This is a genomic window from Cuneatibacter sp. NSJ-177 (genome assembly GCF_022867805.1).
Taxonomy (GTDB): domain Bacteria; phylum Bacillota; class Clostridia; order Lachnospirales; family Lachnospiraceae; genus Pseudolachnospira.
This window is the reverse complement of the sequence record NZ_JALIFO010000010.1, coordinates 95,129-117,609: the sequence shown is the minus strand read 5'-3', so window position 1 is coordinate 117,609 and position 22,481 is coordinate 95,129. Positions and strand designations below refer to the sequence as shown.

Annotated in this window: 22 protein-coding genes and 1 pseudogene; 15 read left to right on the top strand and 8 right to left on the bottom strand. The window is 54.6% G+C overall.

Annotated elements, in window-relative coordinates; genetic code table 11:
* Positions 1–20 precede the first annotated feature (20 nt).
* The 5 genes from MUB23_RS15370 to MUB23_RS15350 all read right to left on the bottom strand — a co-directional run bounded on the left by MUB23_RS15370 (position 21) and on the right by MUB23_RS15350 (position 6,225).
* Positions 21–1,490 (bottom strand): deoxyguanosinetriphosphate triphosphohydrolase, encoded by a 1,470-nt coding sequence (locus tag MUB23_RS15370; protein ID WP_244801564.1) that lies wholly within the window; start codon positions 1,488–1,490, stop codon positions 21–23.
* A 115-nt stretch (positions 1,491–1,605) separates the two neighbouring features.
* Positions 1,606–2,784 (bottom strand): LL-diaminopimelate aminotransferase, encoded by a 1,179-nt coding sequence (locus MUB23_RS15365; RefSeq protein WP_244801562.1) that lies wholly within the window; start codon positions 2,782–2,784, stop codon positions 1,606–1,608.
* Positions 2,785–2,883: 99 nt separating this feature from the next.
* The gene (locus MUB23_RS15360; protein ID WP_244801561.1) at positions 2,884–3,606 is read right to left on the bottom strand and encodes a glutamate synthase; all 723 of its coding nucleotides are present in this window, start codon (positions 3,604–3,606) and stop codon (positions 2,884–2,886) included.
* A 10-nt stretch (positions 3,607–3,616) separates the two neighbouring features.
* Positions 3,617–5,122, bottom strand: a complete 1,506-nt coding sequence (locus MUB23_RS15355; protein WP_244801560.1) for a glutamate synthase-related protein — start codon at positions 5,120–5,122, stop codon at positions 3,617–3,619.
* Positions 5,107–6,225, bottom strand: a complete 1,119-nt coding sequence (locus MUB23_RS15350; RefSeq protein ID WP_244801559.1) for a class II glutamine amidotransferase — start codon at positions 6,223–6,225, stop codon at positions 5,107–5,109. Before MUB23_RS15350 ends, MUB23_RS15355 begins: the two co-directional genes overlap by 16 nt.
* Before the next feature lie 386 nt (positions 6,226–6,611).
* Between MUB23_RS15350 and MUB23_RS15345 the strand changes: the two genes are divergently transcribed.
* Positions 6,612–8,735, top strand: a complete 2,124-nt coding sequence (locus MUB23_RS15345) for a glutamine synthetase III family protein (RefSeq protein WP_244801558.1) — start codon at positions 6,612–6,614, stop codon at positions 8,733–8,735.
* A gap of 141 nt (positions 8,736–8,876) precedes the next feature.
* On the opposite strand, the gene MUB23_RS15340 is transcribed toward MUB23_RS15345, so the two are convergent.
* Complete coding sequence (locus tag MUB23_RS15340) at positions 8,877–9,251, bottom strand: hypothetical protein (protein WP_244801557.1); 375 nt, start codon at positions 9,249–9,251, stop codon at positions 8,877–8,879.
* A gap of 135 nt (positions 9,252–9,386) precedes the next feature.
* Here MUB23_RS15340 and MUB23_RS15335 point away from each other — a divergent pair, with 135 nt between their 5' ends.
* Positions 9,387–9,800 carry a hypothetical protein gene (locus tag MUB23_RS15335; RefSeq protein WP_244801556.1) on the top strand — a complete coding sequence of 138 codons (414 nt, stop codon included), beginning with the start codon at positions 9,387–9,389 and terminating at the stop codon, positions 9,798–9,800.
* 8 nt (positions 9,801–9,808) lie between these two features.
* Here MUB23_RS15335 and MUB23_RS15330 read toward each other — a convergent pair whose 3' ends face one another.
* A complete protein-coding gene (locus MUB23_RS15330; RefSeq protein WP_244801555.1) occupies positions 9,809–10,468 on the bottom strand; it encodes an ATP-binding cassette domain-containing protein in 660 nt (219 codons plus the stop codon).
* A 172-nt stretch (positions 10,469–10,640) separates the two neighbouring features.
* Between MUB23_RS15330 and MUB23_RS15325 the strand changes: the two genes are divergently transcribed.
* The 3 genes from MUB23_RS15325 (at position 10,641) to MUB23_RS15315 (ending at position 12,602) form a co-directional block, all read left to right on the top strand.
* Entirely contained in the window at positions 10,641–11,816 is a 1,176-nt protein-coding gene (locus MUB23_RS15325; protein WP_244801554.1) for an iron-containing alcohol dehydrogenase, read from the top strand.
* Between the two features lie 216 nt (positions 11,817–12,032).
* Positions 12,033–12,299, top strand: coding sequence for a hypothetical protein (locus MUB23_RS15320; protein ID WP_244801553.1), 267 nt, complete (start codon positions 12,033–12,035; stop codon positions 12,297–12,299).
* Between the two features lie 15 nt (positions 12,300–12,314).
* The gene (locus MUB23_RS15315; protein ID WP_244801552.1) at positions 12,315–12,602 is read left to right on the top strand and encodes a TlpA family protein disulfide reductase; all 288 of its coding nucleotides are present in this window, start codon (positions 12,315–12,317) and stop codon (positions 12,600–12,602) included.
* Positions 12,603–12,913: 311 nt separating this feature from the next.
* Here the strand turns inward: MUB23_RS15315 and MUB23_RS15310 are convergent, their stop codons facing one another.
* Positions 12,914–13,252, bottom strand: a complete 339-nt coding sequence (locus MUB23_RS15310) for a sporulation initiation factor Spo0A C-terminal domain-containing protein (protein ID WP_244801551.1) — start codon at positions 13,250–13,252, stop codon at positions 12,914–12,916.
* Between the two features lie 506 nt (positions 13,253–13,758).
* Here MUB23_RS15310 and MUB23_RS15305 point away from each other — a divergent pair.
* The 10 genes and pseudogenes from MUB23_RS15305 to MUB23_RS15260 all read left to right on the top strand — a co-directional run bounded on the left by MUB23_RS15305 (position 13,759) and on the right by MUB23_RS15260 (position 22,391).
* Entirely contained in the window at positions 13,759–14,343 is a 585-nt protein-coding gene (locus MUB23_RS15305; RefSeq protein WP_244801550.1) for a guanylate kinase, read from the top strand.
* A gap of 11 nt (positions 14,344–14,354) precedes the next feature.
* A complete protein-coding gene (locus MUB23_RS15300; RefSeq protein WP_244801549.1) occupies positions 14,355–15,209 on the top strand; it encodes a DNA polymerase III subunit in 855 nt (284 codons plus the stop codon).
* Positions 15,210–15,224: 15 nt separating this feature from the next.
* A pseudogene (locus MUB23_RS15295) lies at positions 15,225–16,115 on the top strand (PSP1 domain-containing protein); the annotation flags it as partial.
* Positions 16,116–16,701: 586 nt separating this feature from the next.
* Positions 16,702–17,430, top strand: a complete 729-nt coding sequence (locus tag MUB23_RS15290) for a tRNA1(Val) (adenine(37)-N6)-methyltransferase (RefSeq protein WP_334302804.1) — start codon at positions 16,702–16,704, stop codon at positions 17,428–17,430.
* A 62-nt stretch (positions 17,431–17,492) separates the two neighbouring features.
* Complete coding sequence (rsmI, locus tag MUB23_RS15285) at positions 17,493–18,329, top strand: 16S rRNA (cytidine(1402)-2'-O)-methyltransferase (protein WP_244801546.1); 837 nt, start codon at positions 17,493–17,495, stop codon at positions 18,327–18,329.
* A 167-nt stretch (positions 18,330–18,496) separates the two neighbouring features.
* Positions 18,497–18,991 carry a tripartite tricarboxylate transporter permease gene (locus MUB23_RS15280; RefSeq protein ID WP_330641907.1) on the top strand — a complete coding sequence of 165 codons (495 nt, stop codon included), beginning with the start codon at positions 18,497–18,499 and terminating at the stop codon, positions 18,989–18,991.
* Positions 18,888–19,244 carry a tripartite tricarboxylate transporter permease gene (locus MUB23_RS15275; protein ID WP_244801544.1) on the top strand — a complete coding sequence of 119 codons (357 nt, stop codon included), beginning with the start codon at positions 18,888–18,890 and terminating at the stop codon, positions 19,242–19,244. The genes MUB23_RS15280 and MUB23_RS15275 overlap by 104 nt, the downstream gene beginning before the upstream one ends.
* 77 nt (positions 19,245–19,321) lie before the next feature.
* Positions 19,322–20,260, top strand: coding sequence for an NTP transferase domain-containing protein (locus MUB23_RS15270; RefSeq protein ID WP_244801542.1), 939 nt, complete (start codon positions 19,322–19,324; stop codon positions 20,258–20,260).
* Positions 20,261–20,264: 4 nt separating this feature from the next.
* Positions 20,265–20,693, top strand: coding sequence for a DVU_1555 family C-GCAxxG-C-C protein (locus MUB23_RS15265; RefSeq protein WP_244801540.1), 429 nt, complete (start codon positions 20,265–20,267; stop codon positions 20,691–20,693).
* Between the two features lie 18 nt (positions 20,694–20,711).
* The gene (locus MUB23_RS15260) at positions 20,712–22,391 is read left to right on the top strand and encodes a DVU_1551 family NTP transferase (RefSeq protein ID WP_244801538.1); all 1,680 of its coding nucleotides are present in this window, start codon (positions 20,712–20,714) and stop codon (positions 22,389–22,391) included.
* The last annotated feature ends 90 nt before the right edge of the window (positions 22,392–22,481 follow it).

Sequence of the window (22,481 nt, the reverse complement as noted above, 5' to 3'; positions counted from 1 at the left end):
TTTCCAGTTAAGCCTATCCGCTAGGAGATCCCGTTCAGTTCCTGATACAGGTTCTTGGCAAAGGAATCCGTCATCCCGCTGATATAGTCGGTCACAAGGAGAAAACGCAGATATAAATTATATCCATCGTCGTCCTCCCGCCGGCAGGATAGATAATCGCTCCGATAGTTTTCTGAAATCAAATCGGTATATTTTCTGCCGGCCGCAGACTGCGTCCCTTTTTCCGGGGCTTCCCCGAAATAGAGCACGGCTGGGACAAATTGATCCAGAAGAAAGGTCAGGATGGTCTGAGCGGACAATTCCAGCTTGACGATTCCGGACGAGTGATAGGCAAAGCGGTTCATGGCGTTTTTCAGCGCCTCGATTGAAAATTCATGATACGTTCCCGCAAACAAGTCGCAGGGATATTCCCCGTTCATAATCGATATATAATTTCTCGTAAAGCCAAAAGCAGCGCAGTACATCAGCCATCCGCGGGCGTATCGGACCCAATTGTTAAATGTGCAGAGATCCTGTTCCCTGGCGCGGCCTTTGTTTCTGACGGCTACGCTGAGTGGGGAAATGAGCTGCATGGCTTTGGGCGGAATTTTTCGGTCCTGTTTCCGGGCAATGCGGTGCAGTTCTTCTTCAAAAAAATCCACAAATTGTTCCAGAGAAAATAATCCTTTTTTAAACGCGTCCTCCAAATCCGCCGTGGCATAGGCGATATCATCCGCTGCTTCCAGCAGATAGGTCAGCGGATGGCGGGCCATCTGAGAGTCCGTCTTGGTGCCCAAGGATTCGGCGATGGCCAAAAGAGCCTGCTCTTCCGCGGCAAAGTAACCGTTTTTGTGCAGCCGGATGTCGGCTGCATTTTTGTCAAAGCGGACGGAATCCGTGGGGTATTTTAACAGCGTATGGATCACTGCATTTGTCAGGTTCAGATCCCCGGCGGAGCTGTTGCAGGATTTCAGCAAGAGGCGCAGGCTTTGGGCGTTGCCCTCAAAGTGTTCCAGATCCCCGCGCATCTGCGGGGTCAGCAGGGTGGAGATTTCCTTCCCGGCAAAGGAAAAAGAGGGATCCGCGAAATGCTTTTGAAACCAGCTCCCGATTACGGTCTCGCCGAAATGGCCGAAGGGCGGGTTTCCCAGATCATGGAGCAGGCCCGCGCACATCAAGATTTCACCCATCCGTTTCGGCGTGGCCTCTTCCATAGGGAAGGCGGTTTTCTGGGAATGCTTGTTGTCCGACAGATAGGTGCAGACCATGGTTCCCAGCTGCTTCGCGGTCATCGATACCTCGATAGAGTGGGTGAGCCGGGTTCGGATAAAATCGCTCTTATCCAGAGGGAAGACCTGGGTTTTATCCTGAAGGCGGCGAAATGCGGAACTCGCCACGATTTTTTTGTAATCTTTCTCAAAGCCGCTGATATTATATTTTCCCCATTCTCTCGGTTCTGGGATTCGGTCGGGTACCAGGCGGTCTTCTTTCAGCAGACAATGCCAGTCCATAGATCCATGCCTCCTTTTTTCATATGCGTTTCTACAAATATGGTTTCTCCTGACAGTATACTACGCAGACAAAAAATCGGCAAGATTCGTGTCGAAATTAGGCGGAAGTGTTGAGTTACAACATTCTTCGAATCCGTTCCATGGCCTCTGCCGTATCCTCCGGCGTTCCGAAGGCCGTCAGGCGGAAAAATCCTTCTCCGCCCGCCCCGAAGCCGCAGCCTGGCGTGCCGATGACCTGGGCCTGTTCCAGGAGCCGGTCAAAGAATTCCCATGAGCTTTGACCCTGCGGGCATTTCATCCAGAGATAGGGGGAGTGCACGCCTCCGGTATGCCAGACTCCGGCTTCCTTTAGCACGCGGTGCATCAGGCGTGCGTTGGACTGGTAGACCGATAGGATCTTCCGGCAGGCGGCAAGCCCTTCCTCCGAGAAGGCGGCTGCGGCTGCCTTCTGAACGGGATAGGAGACGCCGTTGAACTTGGTCGTCTGGCGGCGGAGCCACATGGAACGCAGGGAGAGCCCGTCCCGGATCAGTTCTCCGGGAACCACCGTGTAGCCGCAGCGTGTGCCGGTAAAGCCTGCGGTCTTGGAGAGAGAGCATACCTCAATGGCACAGGTCCTGGCGCCTTCAATCTCATAGATGCTGTGGGGGAGAGACGGATCGGTCACAAAAGCTTCGTAGGCGGCGTCGAACAGGATGACGGCGCCCTGGCGGTTGGCGTAGTCCACCCACTCGGAGAGCTGCTCTTTCCGGTAGACGTTGCCGGTCGGGTTGTTGGGGGAGCATAGGTAGATGATGTCGGCCTTCTGCTCCGGATCCGGCATGGGAAGAAAATCGTTCTCCGGGACGGCGGACAGATAGGAGATGCGGCGGCCCGCCATCTGGTTGGTATCCCGGTATACCGGATAGACCGGATCGGGGATCAAAACCGTGTTGTCCGCATCAAACAGGTCCAGGAGATTGCCCAGATCACACTTGGCTCCGTCGCTGACAAAAAGATCGCTCAGCGGGATATCCACGCCGAAGCGCCGGTAATAGGACTGGATCGCTTCCCTTAAAAAAGGGTACCCCTGTTCCGGACCGTAGCCGTGGAATCGGGCCGGATCCCCCTGGCCTGCGGCCGCCTCGGTGAAGGCGCGGGTCACCGGCTCCGGGAGCGGCCTGGTAACGTCGCCGATGCCGAGGCTTAAGATCCGCTGGTCCGGGTGAGCCTTCTCGTAGGCCGCTCTTTTGGCCGCGACTTGGGAAAATAGGTAGCTGGTTTCTAAAGACCGGTAATTTTCATTGATTTTCATGGGAACTCCCCCTTGATATTGGCAGAAAGCCAGAGGCAAATCCCGCCTGCCCCTGACGGATTCTTAGGAAAAAGCGCTCCTGACGCAGATACAAAACCTTTACTTGGCGGCATAGAGCTGCTGATAAGGACTGCTGCTGTTCGGCGTAATCACATAGAAGGGCTTTTTTCGTATCTCCTCCATGGATTCTCCGAACAGGCGGCAGAACTGTTCCAGCGCCGGCTGGATTTCTTTGAGGTCGGCTTCCTCCGCCGGGCGGCTGGTAAGGCGGGAAGAGAAGTCGGATGGAAGATGTTCGGCCCGCAGGTAAATCCGGCCGCCGTACATGCCCATGCCGCAGAAATTGTTCACCGGAACCGGATCCTTAGAATGAAGACCCAGCACGAGGATGGTGCCGCCGGACTGATATTCTCCGAGGAAGCTTCCGGCTGTCCCTCCCACAACGAGCAGGGGCTTTTGCTCCCCATATTCTTTCATGTGGATGCCGGCCCGGTAGCCGACATTCCCGTGGACAAAGATGCTGCCGCCCCGCATGGAATACCCGGTGGCGTCGCCCGACAGGCCGTCGATGCAGATCAGGCCCTCGTTCATCGTATCCCCCACGGCGTCCTGGGCGTTTCCGTGGACAAGGATGGTTCCTCCGTTCAGATAAGCGCCGAGGGCGTTGCCGGGCGTGCCGAAGATCTCCACCTGCTGGTCCGCCAGGCCGTCGCCGATATAGCGCTGGCCGCAGCAGCCGTGGATTTCAACGGGACTATTTCCGGCGGAACGGATGGCCTCATTGATCGCCTGAAAATCCAATAACTCTGCTTGTATCACCATATTTGCCTCCTTATTCTCCGGCATGCTTGATGCCCAGGATGGAAAGCTCCCGGTCGGAGAGCCCGATTCCCCGGAGCATCATCCGGTTTCCGCGGAGGGCCTCCACGGAATTAATTCCCATGCCGCCCATCATTTCCTTGATTTCTCTGGTCCAGGCGGTGACCAGATTCACCAGCCGCCCGGCGCCTTCCTCCGGGTCCAGACGCTTTACCAAATCCGGCTGCTGCGTGGCGATCCCCCAATTACATTTCCCGGCATGGCAGGACCGGCAGAGATGGCAGCCCAAGGCCAGAAGAGCCGCGGTTCCGATATAGACGGCGTCGGCCCCCAGGGCGATGGCTTTTACCACATCCGAGCTCTCCCGGATGCTTCCGCCTGCGACGATGGATACGTCACCGCGGATTCCCTCTTCCCTCAGCCGCTGATCCACGGCGGCCAGCGCCAATTCAATCGGAATCCCGATGTTGTCCCGGATCCGGGCCGGCGCCGCCCCGGTGCCGCCGCGGAATCCGTCGATGGCAATGATGTCCGCACCGCTGCGGGCAATGCCGCTGGCAATGGCGGCAATGTTGTGTACGGCAGCCACTTTGACCAGAATCGGTTTTTGATATCCAGTGGCTTCTTTCAGGGAATAAACCAATTGCCGCAGGTCTTCAATGGAGTAGATATCATGGTGCGGGGCCGGTGAAATTGAGTCCGCACCCTGGGGGATCATCCTGGTTTTGGAAATATCCCCGGCGATTTTTGCGCCGGGCAGATGGCCCCCGATGCCCGGTTTTGCGCCCTGGCCCATTTTGATCTCAATGGCCGCGCCGGTATTCAGGTATTGCTTGTGGACGCCGAATCTCCCGGATGCCACCTGGACAATGGTGTTGCTTCCGTATTGATACAGATCCTCGTGGAGGCCGCCCTCGCCGGTGTTGTAGCAGATTCCAAGTTTTTCCGCTGCCTTAGCCAGCGCTTTATGGGCGTTTAAGCTGATGGAGCCGTAGCTCATAGCGGAAAACAGAATCGGCGTGTCGAGGGAGAGGCCGGGGGACAGCTCATTTTTCAGCCGGCCGTCCGGACCGCGGTGGACCTGATGCGGTTTTTTTCCAAGGAAGGTTCTGGTCTCCATGGGCTCCCGAAGCGGGTCGATGGGCGGATTTGTGACCTGGGAAGCATTGACCAGGATTTTGTCCCAGTAGACCGGATATGGTTTCGGCGTTCCCATGGCGGCTAAAAGTACGCCGCCGCTGTCAGCCTGGCGGTAAATATCATGGATGGTTTCCTCACCCCAGTTGGCATTGGGACGGAAGGTGTGGTCGGATTTTACGATTTTCAGCGCGCGGGTCGGACAAAGGGCGACGCAGCGATGGCAGTCCACGCATTTGGCCTCGTCCGCCAGCATTCGTCCGTGTTCCTTATCAAAGCGGTGGACTTCGTTGGCGCACTGCCGTTCACAGAGGCGGCAGTGGATGCAGCGGTCCTCCTTTCGGATGATTTCAAATTCCGGGTAGATCATTGACACTGGCATAGCTTTTCCGCTCCTTCCTTCTTTTTGTTCAGGCGCACAATAACCGGTTCGCCGCCCCTGGGCGCCCAGAGACGGTCCAGCTCCGGCTCAACGGCCCGGATCGCGCATTCTTCGCTGGCTACGTAAAAAAGATCCCCTTTTTCCGCGGCCACCATGGAGCGGAGTTTCAATCTGTCGTTCAGAGCCATCAGGCCGCCCTCGAAACCAAACAGGATTGAGAACGGGCCGGTGACCAAAAGACTGGAGAACACATTGCGCAGATAGGTGTACGCCTCCCGGTCCTCCGGCAGCTGCCGCGCGATTGTACTCCAAAACGGCGCGGCCACCACATGGGCCGCTTCTTCCAGTGTCAGCCCCTGACGGCGGAGCAGGTAGTCAAAGATATAGGTAATCACTTCGGTGTCGGTCTGAAGCGTACAGCGGTAGCCGAACATCTCCACCCAGCGCCGGTTGGCATCGTAGGAGGAGATTTCACCGTTATGTACGATGGAGTAGTCCAGCAGGGAGAAGGGGTGAGCCCCTCCCCACCAGCCAGGGGTGTTGGTGGGATACCGGCCGTGGGCGGTCCAGCAGTAGCCTTCATATTCTTCCAGGCGGTAAAATTCTCCGACATCCTCCGGATATCCGACAGCTTTAAAGACGCCCATATTTTTTCCGCTGGAAAAGATATAGGAACCGGAAATCTCCGAATTCACTTTGATGACGCAGCGGGCTACGTACTCTTTTTCATCCAGCTGGCTGGCCGCAAGTTTGTGAGGAAGCGGAAGCGCAAAATACCGCCAGATCTGCGGTTCATCGATGACGCCGGCCACTTTCTTGGTGGGAATTTTGGACAGATTGACGATCTCGAAATGCTGATCCAAAAACTCCTCGCAGCTCTGCCGGGCGGCGGAAGTCTCATAAAAGATGTGGAGCGCAAAGCAATCTTGAAATTCCGGATAGATTCCGTATCCGGCGAAGCCGCCGCCGAGGCCGTTGCTTCTATCGTGCATGACAGCGATGGAGGTTACGATTTTATCGCCTGCGACCGGCGTTCCGTTTTTGGAAAAAATCCCGGAAAGCGCGCAGCCGGATGGAATTCGGATTTGACCTTCTTTTTTCATGTCATCCCTCATTTCTGATAGTTTCATTCACAGATAAAGAAAAAGACGCCGTCCCAGAATTTCCGTTGGGGAGAGGGGAGGAAATCCTGGTTCGAACGCCTTTGTTCTTCTCAGGAATATAGCATAAAGAAACGAAGAAGTCAATGCAAAAAATAGAAAAAAGATTATTTTTTATCGTAAAATAATAAAAATACGAAATAAAAATAAGAGAAAAGAAAAGGAAAAGATAAAAAAGGGATTGACAGAGATGGAAAAATATGATATAGTCACCGGCAAGTAGCAAAGGCGCTGCGGGAAGAATCCCGTGGCGCTTTTTTGTATTATGGGAAATTTCATTTAAAACATCAGACCGGATTTTTTCCGGAAGAGGACAGAAAGGAGCAAATATGACGGAACAGACAAAAAAAGCAGAAGCGACCGCCTCCATTCCGGAGCTATTTGGCAGTATGGTATTCAATGACCAAGTGATGAAAGAGCGTCTTCCCAAGGACACTTATAAAGCTCTGCGCAGGACCATGGAGCTTGGAAAAAAGCTGGATCCCAGCGTGGCCAATGTGGTGGCAAACGCCATGAAGGATTGGGCGGTGGAGAAGGGGGTCACCCATTTTACCCACTGGTTCCAGCCCATGACCGGTATCACGGCGGAAAAGCATGACAGCTTTATCTGCCCGGATGGGGACAGCGCGGTGATTATGGAATTCAGCGGCAAAGAGTTGGTAAAAGGAGAACCGGACGCATCCAGTTTTCCGTCGGGCGGACTGCGCGCCACCTTTGAGGCCAGAGGCTATACGGCCTGGGACCCGTCTTCCTACGCTTTTATTAAAGAAAACACCCTCTGCATTCCCACTGTCTTCTGTTCTTACGGCGGGGAGGCGCTGGATAAAAAGACGCCGCTGCTCCGCTCCATGGAGGTGATCAACAAACAGGCGCTCCGGATTCTCCGCCTGTTTGGCGATACCGCCACGACCCGCGTCATCACAACGGTTGGACCGGAGCAGGAATATTTTCTGGTGGATGCGGAAAAATTCCGCCAGAGAGAGGACTTGATGCTCTGCGGGCGGACGCTGTTCGGAGCCATGGCGCCCAAGGGACAGGAGCTGGAAGATCACTATTTTGGTACGATCAAGCCCAGGGTGGCTAAATTTATGGAGGACCTGGACCGGGAACTTTGGAAACTGGGGATTTTCGTCAAGACCGAGCACAATGAGGTCGCCCCGGCCCAGCATGAGTTGGCGCCGGTTTTCACCGACACGAACCTGGCCACGGACCACAACCAGCTGACCATGGAAATATTAAAGCGTGTGGCGGCCCGCCACGGCATGGCCTGCCTGCTTCACGAGAAACCCTTTGAAGGGATCAACGGCAGCGGCAAGCACAACAACTGGTCGATTTCCACCAATACCGGCGTCAACCTGCTGGAGCCGGGGGATTCCCCTAAGGAAAACGCACAGTTCTTGTTGTTTCTGACCGCCGTGATCAAGGCGGTGGACGAATACCAGGATCTGCTCCGGGTAGCGGTTGCCAGCGCCGGGAATGATCACCGCCTGGGGGCCAATGAAGCGCCCCCGGCCATTGTCTCCATGTTTTTGGGCGACGAGCTGACGGAAATTTTAAAATCCATTGAGAACGGGACACCCTACAGCCAAAGGGATGCGGAGGTCATGAAAGTGGGAGTTCATATCCTGCCCCGTTTCCCCAAGGACACCACGGACCGGAACCGTACGTCGCCGTTTGCGTTTACCGGAAATAAATTTGAATTCCGGATGCTGGGTTCCGATCTTTCGATTGCAGGCCCCAACATCATACTAAATACGATTGTGGCCGAGGAGCTGTGTCAGTTTGCCGACCAGCTGGAGGGGGCGGAGCATTTCGAGGAAGCTCTGCAAGAGCTGATCCGAAAGACTATCTCCGAGCATAAACGGATTATTTTCAACGGCAACAACTATTCGGAGGAATGGGTCGCGGAGGCCGAAAAGCGCGGGCTGATGAACCTGCGGACGACAGCTGACGCCCTGCCTTCCTTTATCGCGGAAAAGAACCTGGCGCTGTTTACCAAGCACAAAATCTTCACCACGGCGGAGCTGCATTCCCGCTATGAGATTTTGATGGAGGTTTACTGCAAGAAGCTTCACATTGAGGCGGCTACCATGGTGGATATGGTTCACCGTCAGATCCTTCCCGCCATTGCGCGGTATTCCTGTGATCTGACCAGAACAGCTCTGGAAAAACGCCAGCTCTCCTCCGATATCCCTTGTGATTTCGAGCTGGGGACCGTAAAAGAACTGTCCGAACAGGCTTCCCGGCTGAGAAGTTCTGTGGTGGAGCTGGAGGATGATCTCCTGACCGCAGAGGAATTTCCCGGCGTAACGGAGCGCGCCGCCCATTACCGGGATGTCGTTCTCTCCGATATGGCAAAGGTCCGGGAGGCTGCGGACGGCGCCGAGGTGGTGACCGCCAAAGCATACTGGCCGTTCCCGGATTACACGGATCTGCTGTACAGCGTGATGTAAAGCGCGGACTTCGCCAATGGGGCGGATGACGCCGGATCAATTTTAACTTTGTTTCTCCTCCTTATTATTTTAAGTACACTTTCATACAAAAAGGGGATGCCGTCCATGGGCGGCATCCCCTTTTTGTATGCTTCCTTTGAGTTAGGAGTCAAATTCCGGATAGGCATTCGGGTCCGGCGGCGGGCATTCCGGCGGGGTCCATTCATAGTTGTCGGTCAGATAATCATACATCTTCTGAATCTTTTCATGAATCTCCGGAAGGGACGGCAGGCCGTGGAAAAATTTGGCCGGCTCCGCCCGCCAGTATAAATCGTCGTTGGCCAGGTTTTCGACGAGCGCATGGTTTAAAGCGACGATATAGACCATCTGCCCCGGTTTCATCCGGTGAGGACGGTGGGTGATGTCGACGACATAATCTTCGATGACCGGGCCGCGGTAGGTCTCCACTTCCGTGCGGCCTTCCATTTTCTTTATCTCTTCATAATCTTTTTCCGTGAACAGATCCGAAATATTCATCTCTCAGCCTCCTTCTTGTTTGTCCTTATTATAAACAAATTGATTCGGGGATGCAATGGGAGGAAAAAGAAATCTTTTGCCGTATTGCAGATTGACCGGCGGTCCCGTATACTAAAGAGAGAGGAGGGGAGCAAGATGGAATTATTGATTATCATTTTTGTGGTCGGCGTGTTCGCCTTGAACCAGGCGGAGACGAAACGGAAACAGGAAAAGAACCGGCAGGCGGCAGCCGCCAGGACACAGGCACGCCCGGCCGCAAAACCTGTGAGGCGCACGGGCCGCTATGGGGCAGATGGAACCTGGCCGGCAGATCCCGGAAGACGGGAGCCGGAGGCAAAAGAGCAGAGAGAGCCATCGTACCGGCAGGCGGCGTCCGCCTATCCGGACCGGACGCTTCCTCATCCGGATCTCTGTGAGGATTCCTGCAAGTGGAGCTTTCGGAACAAACGGCAGGGAGAGGATGAGTTGGAAGCGTTGATTCGGCGGAATCATGAGCATGAGAAGCATCTGGAGCAGAGGCTGATGGTTCAGGATAAAAACAACGGATGAGTGAGAGATCAGACGGGAGTTTTTTCCCTGAGGCAGGCTTCCGGCAGGATGGTTCCGTTCTCTAAATAAAGGGTTCGATGAGGGATTCTATCCATCAAATGCTCCCGTTCCACGGACATCAAAATGATCTTTCGCTCCCTCAGCTTAAGGAGATGCGGGAACATCCAGTCCAAATCATCTGCGGAGGCATAGGTAAACGGTTTGTCCAACAACAGGACCGGCGCTTCCGAGTGCAGTGTATTGGCGAGCAGAACCCTCTTTTTTATCGCGCCGGGAAGTTCGCCCAGCGTCTGGCCTGCAAAGTTTTCCAGCCCAAACCGCCGGATCAGAGAGGACGCCTTGCCGCGGGCCTGATCCGGTTCCAGGCGCTGTAAAATTCCCGTATAAATCAGGTAGTGGGAAAGGGTAAAGCTGTCCGGAAACAGAGGAAATCGGGAGAAATAGGCCAGATGGTTTTGATAGGCCCGTCCCAGGGCCATGATGTCGTATCCGAGAAAACGGATTTCTCCATGATCCGGAGCGTTCTTTCCGGTCAAAAGGCTTAGCAGAAGCGTTTTTGCGCTGGCGTCAGACCCGGACAAGAGATGAATCCCCTCGGAAAACGAGGCGGTAAAGTGGTAGCGAATCCCATCAGAATCTTGAGATACCTGAAGCATTTCCAATTCCATGCAATGGATCCTCCGTTTCTATGATACAGTGTTTCATTATAGCAGGATATTCGTAGTTTGACCATAGATTTTCGTAAAATCAAAAAAAACTATGCGCGTTTCGATAAAGTGTGCTAGACTGAAAGAAACGCAAAGCGTTCCAATATTAATTTATGACAGGAGGTTCACTGTTATGAAACCATTTACGTATTATACGCCGACAAAGGTATTCTTTGGTGAGGATGCGGAATCCCATATTGGAGAAGCCTTGAAAAGTCGCGGTGTTAAAAAAGCTCTTTTGCACTATGGCGGAGGGAGTATCAAAAAGATCGGCCTCTATGACAAGGTAGTCTCCCAGCTGAACGAGGCGGGGATCCCGTTTGTGGAGCTGGGCGGCGTTGAGCCGAATCCAAAGATTGGCCTGGTCCGCAAAGGTGTGGAACTGTGCCGGGCCGAGGGCGTGGATTTTCTGCTCGGAGTAGGCGGCGGCAGTGTCAGCGATTCCTGCAAGGCAATCGGCATGGGGCTGGCCACCGGGCTGGATCCCTGGGAGGTTGTGGTGAAAAATATTGCGCCGGAGCACCCGTTCCCCATGGGCCTGGTGCTGACCATCTCCGCTGCCGGCAGTGAGATGAGCAATTCCTGTGTGATCACCAATGAGGAAAGCAATTTGAAGCGCGGCTGCAATCATGATGCCAACCGTCCGGCCTTTGCCTTCCTGAATCCGTCCAACACGCTGTCCGTGCCGAAGTACCAGACGGCCGCGGGCGTGGTGGATATCATGATGCACACCATGGAGCGGTACCTGACCAATGAGCCGGAGACCCCCCTGACGGACCGGATTGCGGAAGGACTCTTAAAGACCGTGAAGGAGTATGGAGCGCGGCTGATGGAAGATCCCCAGGATCTGGAAGCCAGAGCGCAGATCATGTGGGCTTCCACTCTTGGACATAATGACATCACGGGCTGCGGCAGGAACAAGACGTTCACAGCCCACAAGATTGAACACGACCTGAGCGGCGTCCATGACAATATCACACATGGCGCTGGGCTGGCTGTCGTGTTCCCGGCCTGGGTTCGGTACGAGTATAAGAACGGGGTGGACCGCTTTTATCAGTGGGCGGTCAACGTCTGGGACGCTGCGCCCAGCGAGGACAAGGAGCGGGCGATCCTGGAAGGCATCGATCATATGGTGGACTTTTTCCGGTCTCTCGGTATGCCCACCACCATCGGCGAGCTGGGCGTAAAGCCGGAGGAATATGAGACGATCTCCAAGCTGACCACGGATGGAGATTCGAAAAAGCTGGCTTCCTTCGGAGGCCCTCTGACCAGCGCTGAGATCCGTGAGATCTACCGCCTGGCGGAATAAGCGGGACGGGGAGAACCAGTAACGTACAAGAAGAATAAGAAGGCATCGGACAGAGCGGAAGGAAAAACGTTTTGTCCGGTGCCTTTTTGTATTGCCTCCTTTTCGGCGGTTTGCACTGTGACGCGGTCACAGAAATGAGAAAGGAAACCTGATAAAATAAAAACATCAAAAGCACAAGGGGAAACGACGACCTTGATTGGACAGGAGGATACAGACATGAAGAAATGGAATCAATGGCGCGCAACAAAAAGCTTCCTATTTTTCTTTATTGCAGTGGGAATGGCGGCCGGTTTTCTCTATTACCGCCTGGTGGGCTGCGCCACAGGCACTTGCCCGATTTCATCCAATCCGGTGATTTCCACTCTCTACGGCGGGCTTTTTGGATTTTTAATCTCTCAGATTTTATCGGATACCAAACAGCCGTCCCATGCGGCGGAGAAAAATCGGATTTCGGAAGAACCAGGCGGACCGGAGGAAAAGTAAGGGAAAGGAGGCGCGATGAATTCTAAGAAAAAATTATTGGCGGGAGCAGGGCTCTTTATCCTGATCTTCTTCGCCGCGTCGGCTGCTTACCAGAAATTTGCCGGATCGAGCGCTCCCAACCTGCTCCAGGCCGAGAACGCTGCGGAGGGAACCGGACAGGAAAAGGAGACGGTTCCAGCCTTTGATTTTACGGTTCAGGATCCGGACGGGAATCCGGTGCAATTTTCCAGCCTGCTGGGAGAAAAACCGGTGATTTTAAATTTCTGGTCCAGCAAATGTCCACCTTGCCGGCAGGAAATATAACGGCTGTGGCCCAGGGAATGCTGAACGCGGAAAATCTACAAAAAGGAATCGACATGATCACCTCATCGGGGCCGGCGGGGGAATCGGGCAGTCCGGAAAGCGGCCGCGAGGGATGAGAAAAATGGAGGCAGATTAATAAAAAAATGAGAGCTACACAGAAACCAGGAGGAGCAAGGTATCCCGGCGCCGGCAAGGCATGGACGACCTGATTCCTTCTGTTTCTGTAGCGGCTCATTTTTTGATTCATGTGTCCAAGTTCTATTTCTGCGATAGAAGGAGTGAGGTTTGAAGTTTCGGATCCAGATTACCAGTTATTCTTTTAGATGGGTGTAGTGGTGGGTTAAATACAAAATCAACTCGCCCGGAGTCGGTTTTTCCGTTAACGTTCGGTTTGCAACTGCATTTAGCTGGTTACGGTTTCCATAGTCCCAGCAGTCATCTACTGCCCTGGCAATATTTCGTGCAACATTTCCGGTAGAAGTACCAAAACGCGCCGCAATCGGCTGGTAAATGGTTTTCATCAAAGAACGTGGCAGAAACTGTCCTTGATTGATTACTTCCTGAACTGCACAGCCCAGATAAAGGTAGCCGGTAGAGGTCGGATGCCCGGCAATAGACATAACTATAGATTCAATACTTTGTGAAGTCATGGCAACAATCCCCTCTGTGATGATTTGGCACAAGAGATATCATGACAGAGAATAGTACAAAAAGGAAATGTTTCGTCAAACTTAGACAAAAACAGACAAAAAGAAGGATAAAAAGAGGAAAATTATGGAATCTCTTACAGAATTGGTTCCATACTAGATAGAATTTCCGACATCATTAAAACAGGATCGTTTATGGAAAAGGAATCACAAGGGATAGAGATCCAAAGTATTTCTATTATAACACATCAGAAAATAAAATGTTTGCATTATAAGACATTTTTTGCGGATAAAATCAGAAGAATGTGCAAATCACCCCAATGTAGTATCGGGAATGGTCCCCAATATAGTCCTGTTTTGTCCGGAATAAAGGCCCAGCAGGAAACGAAAGGCAGGGATGAGGGAAAAAATCATTTTGTGCTTCCATTTCCCCGCGGTTTTGATTATAATAACTATAGCTGTGCAAAGAATTCGCGGCTAAGTTTTGGGTTTACGGAGGAAGAGCAGCCATGGGAAAAATCTTTTATTTGTTCGGAAAGAGCGCGTCCGGGAAGGACAGCATCTTCCGGCTGCTGCTAAAGGACCCGGTTTTAAAGCTGCGGGGGGTTACGATGTACACAACCCGTCCGATGCGGGATTCGGAACAGGAAGGTGTGGAATACCATTTTATCTCTAAGGAGAGGTTGGCGGAGTTTCGGAATTCCGGCAAGATCATTGAGGAGCGAACTTATCAGACGGTTCACGGTCCCTGGACTTATGCGACTGTGGACGACGGGCAGATCGACCTTGCCCTTGGGAATTATCTGATGACCGGAGTTCTGGAATCGTACCTCAGCACAAAGCGCTATTATGGCGGCTGTGTGGTGCCGCTCTATATTGAGGTGGAGGACGGAGAGCGCCTGGCCCGCGCCCTTCTGAGAGAACGGGGGCAGGAGAATCCGAAATATGCGGAGATGTGCCGCCGGTTCCTTTCGGACGAGGCGGATTTCGCAGAGGAAAGGCTGAGGGAAGCCGGAGTAGGGAAACGGTATCAAAACCGGGAGCTTGCCGGGTGTCTGGCCGAACTCCGACAGGAAATCCTTTCCGGAAAGTGACGCGGTGACGAATGCGGAAAGAAGAAATTCGGGAATACTTTATCCGGGTACAGGAATCAGAAAAGGTTTCCCATGCTTATATCATAGAGGAAGAAAGCGGGCAGGAGGCCGAGGCGCTTGCCGGGGAGTTTGCCGCCCGCCTGGAGTGCGAGAAAGGGACAGGCTGCGGAACCTGCCATTCCTGCTTGGCCTATGCCAGCGGGAATCATCCGGATATCATCCGGGTCCGCCATGAAAAGCCGGACAGCATCGGCGTGGACGAGATCCGCAGGCAGTTGGTGGATGATATCACGATTCGGCCCTACAGCAGTCCTTACAAAGTATACTTGGTACCGGAGGCAGAAAAACTGACGGTACAGGCGCAGAACGCGCTTTTAAAAACATTGGAGGAACCGCCCTATTACGGCGTGATTTTGCTGCTGACGGCGAACGCCGGCAAGCTTCTTTCCACGATCCTGTCCCGGAGCGTGCTGCTCAAGCTGACCGAGGAGGAACAGGAAGAGCGTCTTTTGCCGGAGGAAGACCGGCAGTTGTTTTTGTCGTTGCTGCGCCAGGCAAGAAGCCTGACGGTGACGCAGATGGCCGACGGCGCCAAGGCGCTGAAGGAGAGAAAGGTTCCGGCCGGTGCGGCAGCCGCGCTGGCGCGGGTCTATTTTCGGGATGTGCTGGTGGTGAAATCCACCGGAAAGAGAGAGCTTTTGCGGATGCCGGAGGAGTACAAAGGCTACGGGGAATGGGCGGAGGCGGCGTCTTACGCCAAGCTTCACCGGATCCTGGAGGAAGTCGACGGAATGGAGCGCCGGATTCTCTCCAATGTGAACTATGAACTGGCGGCTGAATTGCTGCTGATGGCGATGAAGGCTTAGGAGGTTTTTATATATATGGTACAGATTATTGGAGTAAGATTCCGCTGCGCAGGCAAAGTTTACTACTTTGATCCGGGCGAGCAGGAAATTAAGAAGGGTTCCAAAGTGATTGTCGAGACGGCCCGCGGCCTGGAGATGGGCACGGTGATGCTGGGCAACAAGATGGTGGAGGAGGAGACCGTGGTTCAGCCGCTGAAACCCGTGATCCGGTTGGCCACCGAGGAAGATTTTGCCGTTGTGGCGAAGAATAAGGAAAAAGAAAAATCGGCGTTTTCCATCTGCCAGGAGAAAATCGCCAAGCATGGCTTGGAAATGAAGCTGGTGGATGTGGAGTACACCTTTGACAATAATAAAATTCTGTTTTATTTTACCGCAGATGGGCGCATTGATTTCCGGGAGCTGGTTAAAGACCTGGCCTCGGTGTTTAAGACCCGGATCGAGCTGAGACAGATCGGCGTGCGGGACGAGACCAAGATCCTGGGCGGGATCGGAATCTGCGGCCGCTGTCTGTGCTGCCATTCGTATTTATCGGAGTTCGCGCCTGTGTCCATCAAGATGGCAAAGGAACAGAACCTGTCCCTGAACCCGACGAAGATTTCCGGCGTCTGCGGCAGGCTGATGTGCTGCCTGAAAAATGAAGAGGACACATATGAATACTTAAACAGCCGGCTTCCCGGAATCGGGGACGCTGTGCTGCACAGCGGGGACAGCGTGCGCGGTACGGTTCAGAGTGTCAATGTCCTGCGTCAGACAGTGAAAGTGATCGTCAATCTGGACGGGGACGATGTGGAAGTGCGGGAGTATCCCATTGATGAGCTGCGCTTTAAGCCCAGAAGAAAGAAGGGCAAAGGCGGGGCGGACAAGGACGACAAGGATTGGGACGGCGGCGAGCTGGACGGCGCGGAGAACGGGTGTCCGGGAAACTGCTGCTGTGAGAATAAGAATTCAGAGAGAGAAAGACCGGAAAAATCCGGCCGCGGCCGGGAAAATTCCGAGAAGGAAGATCCGGAAAAGAATGCCCGCAGCCAGGAGAATTCCGAACGGAACGCCCAGACAAAGGGAGGCCGCAGCCGGGAGAATTCCGAGCGGGACGGACAGCAGAGAGGCGGCCGGGAAGGTTCCGAGCGGGACGGACAGCAGAGAGGCGGCCGGGAAGGTTCCGAGCGGGACGGACAGCAGAGAAATATGCGCGAACGGGAAGGCGCAGATCGGGACAGCCAGGGAAAAGGCAGCCGGGAAGGCGCCGGGGACGGCCGCCAGAGAGGCGGCAGAGGAAGGTCCGAGCATGCGGGCCGCGGCAGAGGCGGCTTCGACAGGGGCGGACGCGACCGGGCTGCTTCGGACCGGAGAAATCCGGAGGCCGACGGTCAGACAAAAGGCAATCCGGAACGGCGGGGACGGAGAAATCCGGGCCGCAGCGAACAGGCGGCGAACCCTCCGGAGCGAAAAAAGGATGCGCCGAGGGAAGGAGAATGACCCTTTGACAGAAGAAATCCTGCGGGAAGGGGAGCGTCTGGACGATCTCCAGAGGAACCACTACCGGATTATTCAAAATCCTTCTAAGTTTTGTTTCGGGATGGATGCGGTGCTACTCTCCGGTTTTGTCACGGTAAAGCCCGGAGAGAGCGCGCTGGATCTCGGCACCGGGAACGGCATCATTCCGATCTTATTGACGGCAAAAACCGAGGGGAGCCATTTTACCGGCCTGGAAATCCAGGAGGAAATGGCGGAGATGGCGGGACGGAGCGTCCGGCTCAACGGCCTTTCGGAGAAGGTGGAAATTGTCACAGGCGATCTCAAGGAAGCCTCCCGCCGGTTCGGAGGGGCTTCTTTTGATGTAGTGACCTGCAATCCGCCGTATATGAATCAGAATCACGGACTCAAGAATCCATCGGAGCCAAAGGCGATTGCACGCCATGAAATCCTCTGCACCCTGGAGGATGTGATCCGGGAGGCATCCAAATGCGTCCGGCCAGGCGGGCGTTTTGCCATGGTTCACCGGCCCCACCGCCTCGGCGAAATTTTCGACTTGCTACGGGAATATCACATGGAGCCCAAACGAATGAAACTGGTACACCCGGACCGGGAGTCGGACGCCAACATGGTTCTGCTTGAGGCGGCGCGGGGAGGAAATCCCTGGCTGAAGGTGGAAAAGCCGCTGATCGTATACAAGGAGCCAGGCGTTTACTGCGACGAAATTTACGAGATCTATGGGTATTAAAGGATCTATAGGTATGAAAGAGGGGCGGGCTTTGAAATGAACCTTATGAGGAGAAAACAGTCATGAGCGGGACCTTATATCTATGTGCGACTCCGATCGGCAATCTGAACGACATCACTCTGCGGACCCTGGAGACGCTGAAAGCGGTGGATCTGATCGCGGCCGAGGATACCAGGCACAGCCGGATTTTGCTGGACCATTTTGGAATCACGACCCCGATGACCAGCTACCATGAACACAATAAATATGAGAAAGCCGGGATTCTGGTGGAAAAGCTCTTAACCGGCATGAATCTTGCACTGATCACCGATGCGGGAACGCCCGCCATCTCCGATCCGGGGGAGGAACTGGTGCGCCAGTGCCTTGCAGCGGGGATTTCGGTGACTTCTCTGCCGGGCCCCTGCGCCTGCATCACGGCGCTGACCATTTCGGGCCTTCCGGCCAGGCGGTTTTGTTTTGAGGCATTTTTACCCTCGGAGAAGAAAGAAAGAAGGCAGGTGCTGGAGGAGCTGAAAGAGGAGACCCGCACCACGATCCTTTACGAGGCCCCTCACCGTCTCGGAAAAACCTTGGCGGAGCTCTGCGAGGCCCTCGGAGAACGCCGTCTTACCATCTGCCGGGAGCTGACGAAAAAGTATGAGGAAGGCTGGCAGACAACCCTGTCCGAGGCCGCCTCTTTTTATCAGGAAAATGAAGCCAGGGGAGAGTTCGTGCTGGTCCTGGAAGGCCGTTCCGCCCAGGCGCTGGCCGAGGAGAAGGCCAGGGAGTGGGAACAGATGAGCCTTCCGGAGCACCTGGAATTTTACCTGAACCAGGGGATGGAGAAGAAAGAGGCAATGAAACAGATGGCAAAGGACCGGGGATGCACGAAACGGGAGATCTATCAGGGGCTGTTGTAGGGCAATCCCAGAGGGGAGTAAGTAAGAGAGTAAAAAAAATAGGCCGTTTTTTTCATGGGAAATTTCATTTAAAAAATAAGATAATGTATTGCATGGAACCATAAAAGCATGCGGAAAATAGATGCCGCCGGGGCGCTGAGAGATCAGCCGGACCCGGCGTCAGCTATATCGTGGCAATGATCGGTCTGTTCGGATTTTCCGAAGCCCTGATCCAAATCCAGGACGTGCAGTTTGCCGCCAGCGTCAAACAGAAGGTGGACAAAATCCGCCCCCATATGAGCGATGTGATCCACTATTTTCCTTTGACCATTCAGACTTCCCTGATGGGAATCTTTATCGGAGCACTGCCCGGCACGGGCGGAGATATCGCGGCGCTTTTTGCCTACGATCACGCCAAGCGGGTGACGAAAAATCCCAAGGTGCCCTTTGGACAAGGGGCGGTGGAGGGACTGGTGGCTCCGGAATCCGCCAACAATGCAGCGGTGCCGGCCGCTTATATTCCGATGCTGGCTTTCGGCGTGCCGGGAGATTCCCCGTTCCATCCTGATTCCGATCATCATGGTTCTGTGTGTGGTGGGATCTTACGCGATCAACAACAACATCGTGGATGTTTTCCTGATGGCGGGCTTCGGAATCATCGGCTATTTTCTCCGCCGCCATGACTTTCCCACCGGCGCGTTGGTTCTTGGTATCATTCTCAGCCGTATGTTCGAGCTGAATCTTCGCCGGGATTTGACTTTGAGCCAGAATTCCTTCGGGCTGTTCCTGCGGGATATGTTTACCAGCCCGATCTCCCTGATCCTGATCGCCGTGATCGTAATGATGTGCGTGGTGCAGACGCCTGCCTGGCGGAAACACCGGGAAGCGAAAAAGATGGCAAGGGAGACCTGCGTGGGAGGCAGTTCTTTTTCTTGACATTTTGAAACCGCCCTCGTATACTGAAATCAACATTATTCTATCAAAAGAAGAATCAAAATGAGGAGGGGTGGCTTGTGACAACAGGAGCGATTATTCTGGCAGCCGGGACTTGCGAAAAAATGGAAGATTTCAAGCCGATGATGAAGCTGGCCGGATCCAGCATGATTCAGCGGCAGATGGATACGCTGCGGCAGGCTGGGGTGACCCCGATCGTTGTGGTGACCGGCTACCGGGCGGAGGAACTGGAGAAGCATCTGGCGCACCGGGGCGTGATATTCGTGCGGAATGAGGAGTATGAGTCCTCGGAAATGCTGGATTCCGTGAAGCTGGGGATCCGCGCGGTGAAAAAGGAGTGCGGCCGGGCTTTGCTGCTGCCGTCGGACACGCCTCTTTTTTCCGCTGAGACCTTGGAGTTGGTGATGGCCTCAAAGACAGAGATCGCGATTCCGGTCTGCTGCGGCACGCCGGGGCATCCGATCTGTCTGGGACAAACGGCGATGGAACAGGTACTGGCGTTTAACGGGGAAGGCGGCCTGCGGAGCGTCATCGGAAGCCGGGTTCTCCCGACGGAAGAAATCCCTGTCGAGGACCGGGGGATTTTGATGGAGGCCAACACGAAAGAAGAATACCGCGAACTGATTCAGTTTGAGGAGCAGGCCCGGATGGAAATTCCCCTGGAATTCCGGCTGAGGCTGGAGATTTCCCGCGGCGATACGTTTTTCGGACAGGGGACCAGTGAATTCCTCCGCCGGATTGAGAAGGAAGGCTCAATGTTAAAGGCCTGCCAGGAGATGGGGATGGCGTACAGCAAAGGCTGGACCATGATCAAAAAGGCGGAGGAGCGCCTTGGGTTCTGCTTGGTGGAGCGCCAGGCAGGCGGTTCCCGCGGAGGCAATTCTTTTTTGAGCGAAGCGGGAAAAGATTTTCTGAAACGCTATGAAGAATTTGTCGGGGCGGTTTGGCAGGAAGCCAACCGGCTGTTCGCAGAATACTTTGAGGAGTGGGAGGAGTAGACGGATGGAAAAGGATATTCTGAGGCTGCATCAGCTGATGGCAAAAGGGCAGTGCTGCACCCAGATTCTGGTGAGCCTTGGCCTGGATTTGCTGGGGGAAGAAAATGACCGGATGGTCCGGGCCGTGTCCGGGCTTTGCCGGGGGGTTCAATCCGGGCTCTTGTGCGGGGCGTTGACCGGAGCGGCTCTTATGTTGTCTCTGTTTGACGAAAAAATGGCTGCGGAGGAAATGATTCCGGAACTGGTGGAGTGGTTCCAGGGCGAATACGGGGAAGCTTACGGCGGAACGGACTGCGATACGATTTTAGAAGGTTTTCCTGGAAATAAGACCATGCGCTGTCCGAAACTGATCGAGTCGGCCTACCGGGAGGCCAAAGAGATCCTGGAAGACTTTGGATTTGATATAGAAGGGATGGCGAGAGAAGCCTTTTAATTTCATAGGAGGCGGAAAATGAGAAAGATTTTTTTGCTGCGCCATGGGAAACCACTGTTTCCGGACGGAGAAAAAAGATGTATCGGGCGGACGGATCTGCCTCTTTCGGAGGACGGAAAAAATCAGGCGCTGGCGTGGAAGAGCCGGGAGGAACTGGCCGGAGTGACGAAAATTTATACCAGTCCGTTAAGGCGCTGCCGGGAAAGTGCAGCGCTTTTTTCCGGTGGGGATATTCCGGTCCAGGTTGTGGATAACTGCGCCGAAATCGCCATGGGCTTGTGGGAAAACAAGACGTTTGCCGAGATCCGGCGGGAAGATCCCAACGGGTATGAGGAGAGAGGACGTCATTTTGCGGATTTTGCTCCGCCCCGCGGGGAGAGCTTTCGGGAATGCCAGCTTCGGGCGGTCAGCGCCTACCGGCAGATTTTAGCGGAGAGCGAGGGGGACGTGGCGGTTGTGGCCCATGCAGGGTGGAACCGGGCGCTGATCAGTTTTTTGACCGGCCGGGATTTAGACCGGCTGATGGACATTCCCCAGGAGTACGGCGGAGTTTATGAAATCCAGGCGCCAAAGAGGCTGGGAGCTGTGATTGTCGCGGCCGGTCTTTCTTCGCGGATGGGAACCTTTAAGCCGGTTTTGGAAATCAACGGGAGGACGTTTCTGGACTGGGAGTTAGACTTTCTGCTGAGGGCGGGCGTCAGCCGGACCGTGATTGTAACCGGAAGGCAGGCGGACGAACTGGAGCGGATGTTTTCCGGGCCCGGCGTGGAATGCGTGAAAAATGAGCGCTATGCAGAGACCAAGATGTTCGATTCGGCCTGCCTGGGACTCCGGCAATTCGACCCGTCCTGGGATGGCATTTTCTTTTTGCCCGGCGATTCCCCGGTATTTTCGGTGTTTACTTTAAAACGGCTGGAAGCGGAACAAAAACAAGATCCGAGGGGGGATGTATTTTGTCCGGTCTATCGGGGGGAACCGGGACACCCCCTGCTGCTGAGGGGACGCGTGTTGCCGGAGATTTTAACCCATGACGGACGGATGGGACTGCGGGGGGCCTGTGAAAAGCTGGGGGACCGGAAAAGGCAGGTGGCGGTGCCGGATCCTGGTATCCTGATGGATGCGGATGTGCCGGAACAGTATCAGGAACTTTTGACCTATACCAGCTCTCTGCGGGTGCCGAGCCGCGAATGGTGTGAGGAGCTGATGGATTATCTCGGCCTGCCGTCCGGCCTGCGGGCACATCTGAAAAAGACGGCGGAGACCGCCCGGAAGATGGCGGAGGCCGTGAATATGGCCGGAGGCCGGCTTGACGCAGAGCTTGCGGAGCGGGCCGCGCTGCTCCATGACATCGCAAAGGGACAGGAAAATCATGCGGCCTTGGCGGCCGCCTGGCTTCGGGACCTTGGCTATATCCGGACGGCGGAACCGGTGGAAAGCCACGGGGCGCTGCCGGAGAAGCGGCGGGACAGGGCGGATGAGAGGCTGATTGTTTTTTTGGCGGATAAGCTGGTGCAGGGGGATCGGAGCTGTACGCTAAAGGAGCGGTATCAAAGCCGGCTTCTCCAGTATATGGGAAACCCTGAAGCTGAGGCTGCGGTCCGAAAACGCTGGCAGGAAGCCAGGCAGGCGGAGCAGGTTTACCTGGCCGCTGTGAAGGGGCAGATCTGGGATTGTGACATTTTGGACACAAATTCGTGACAATTTCGTTATTTTATGCTGAAAATAATGAATTTCAGAAGGGAATTCTTAAAAAGCCATGGAAAAACTCATGATGTAAGTTTCATTAGG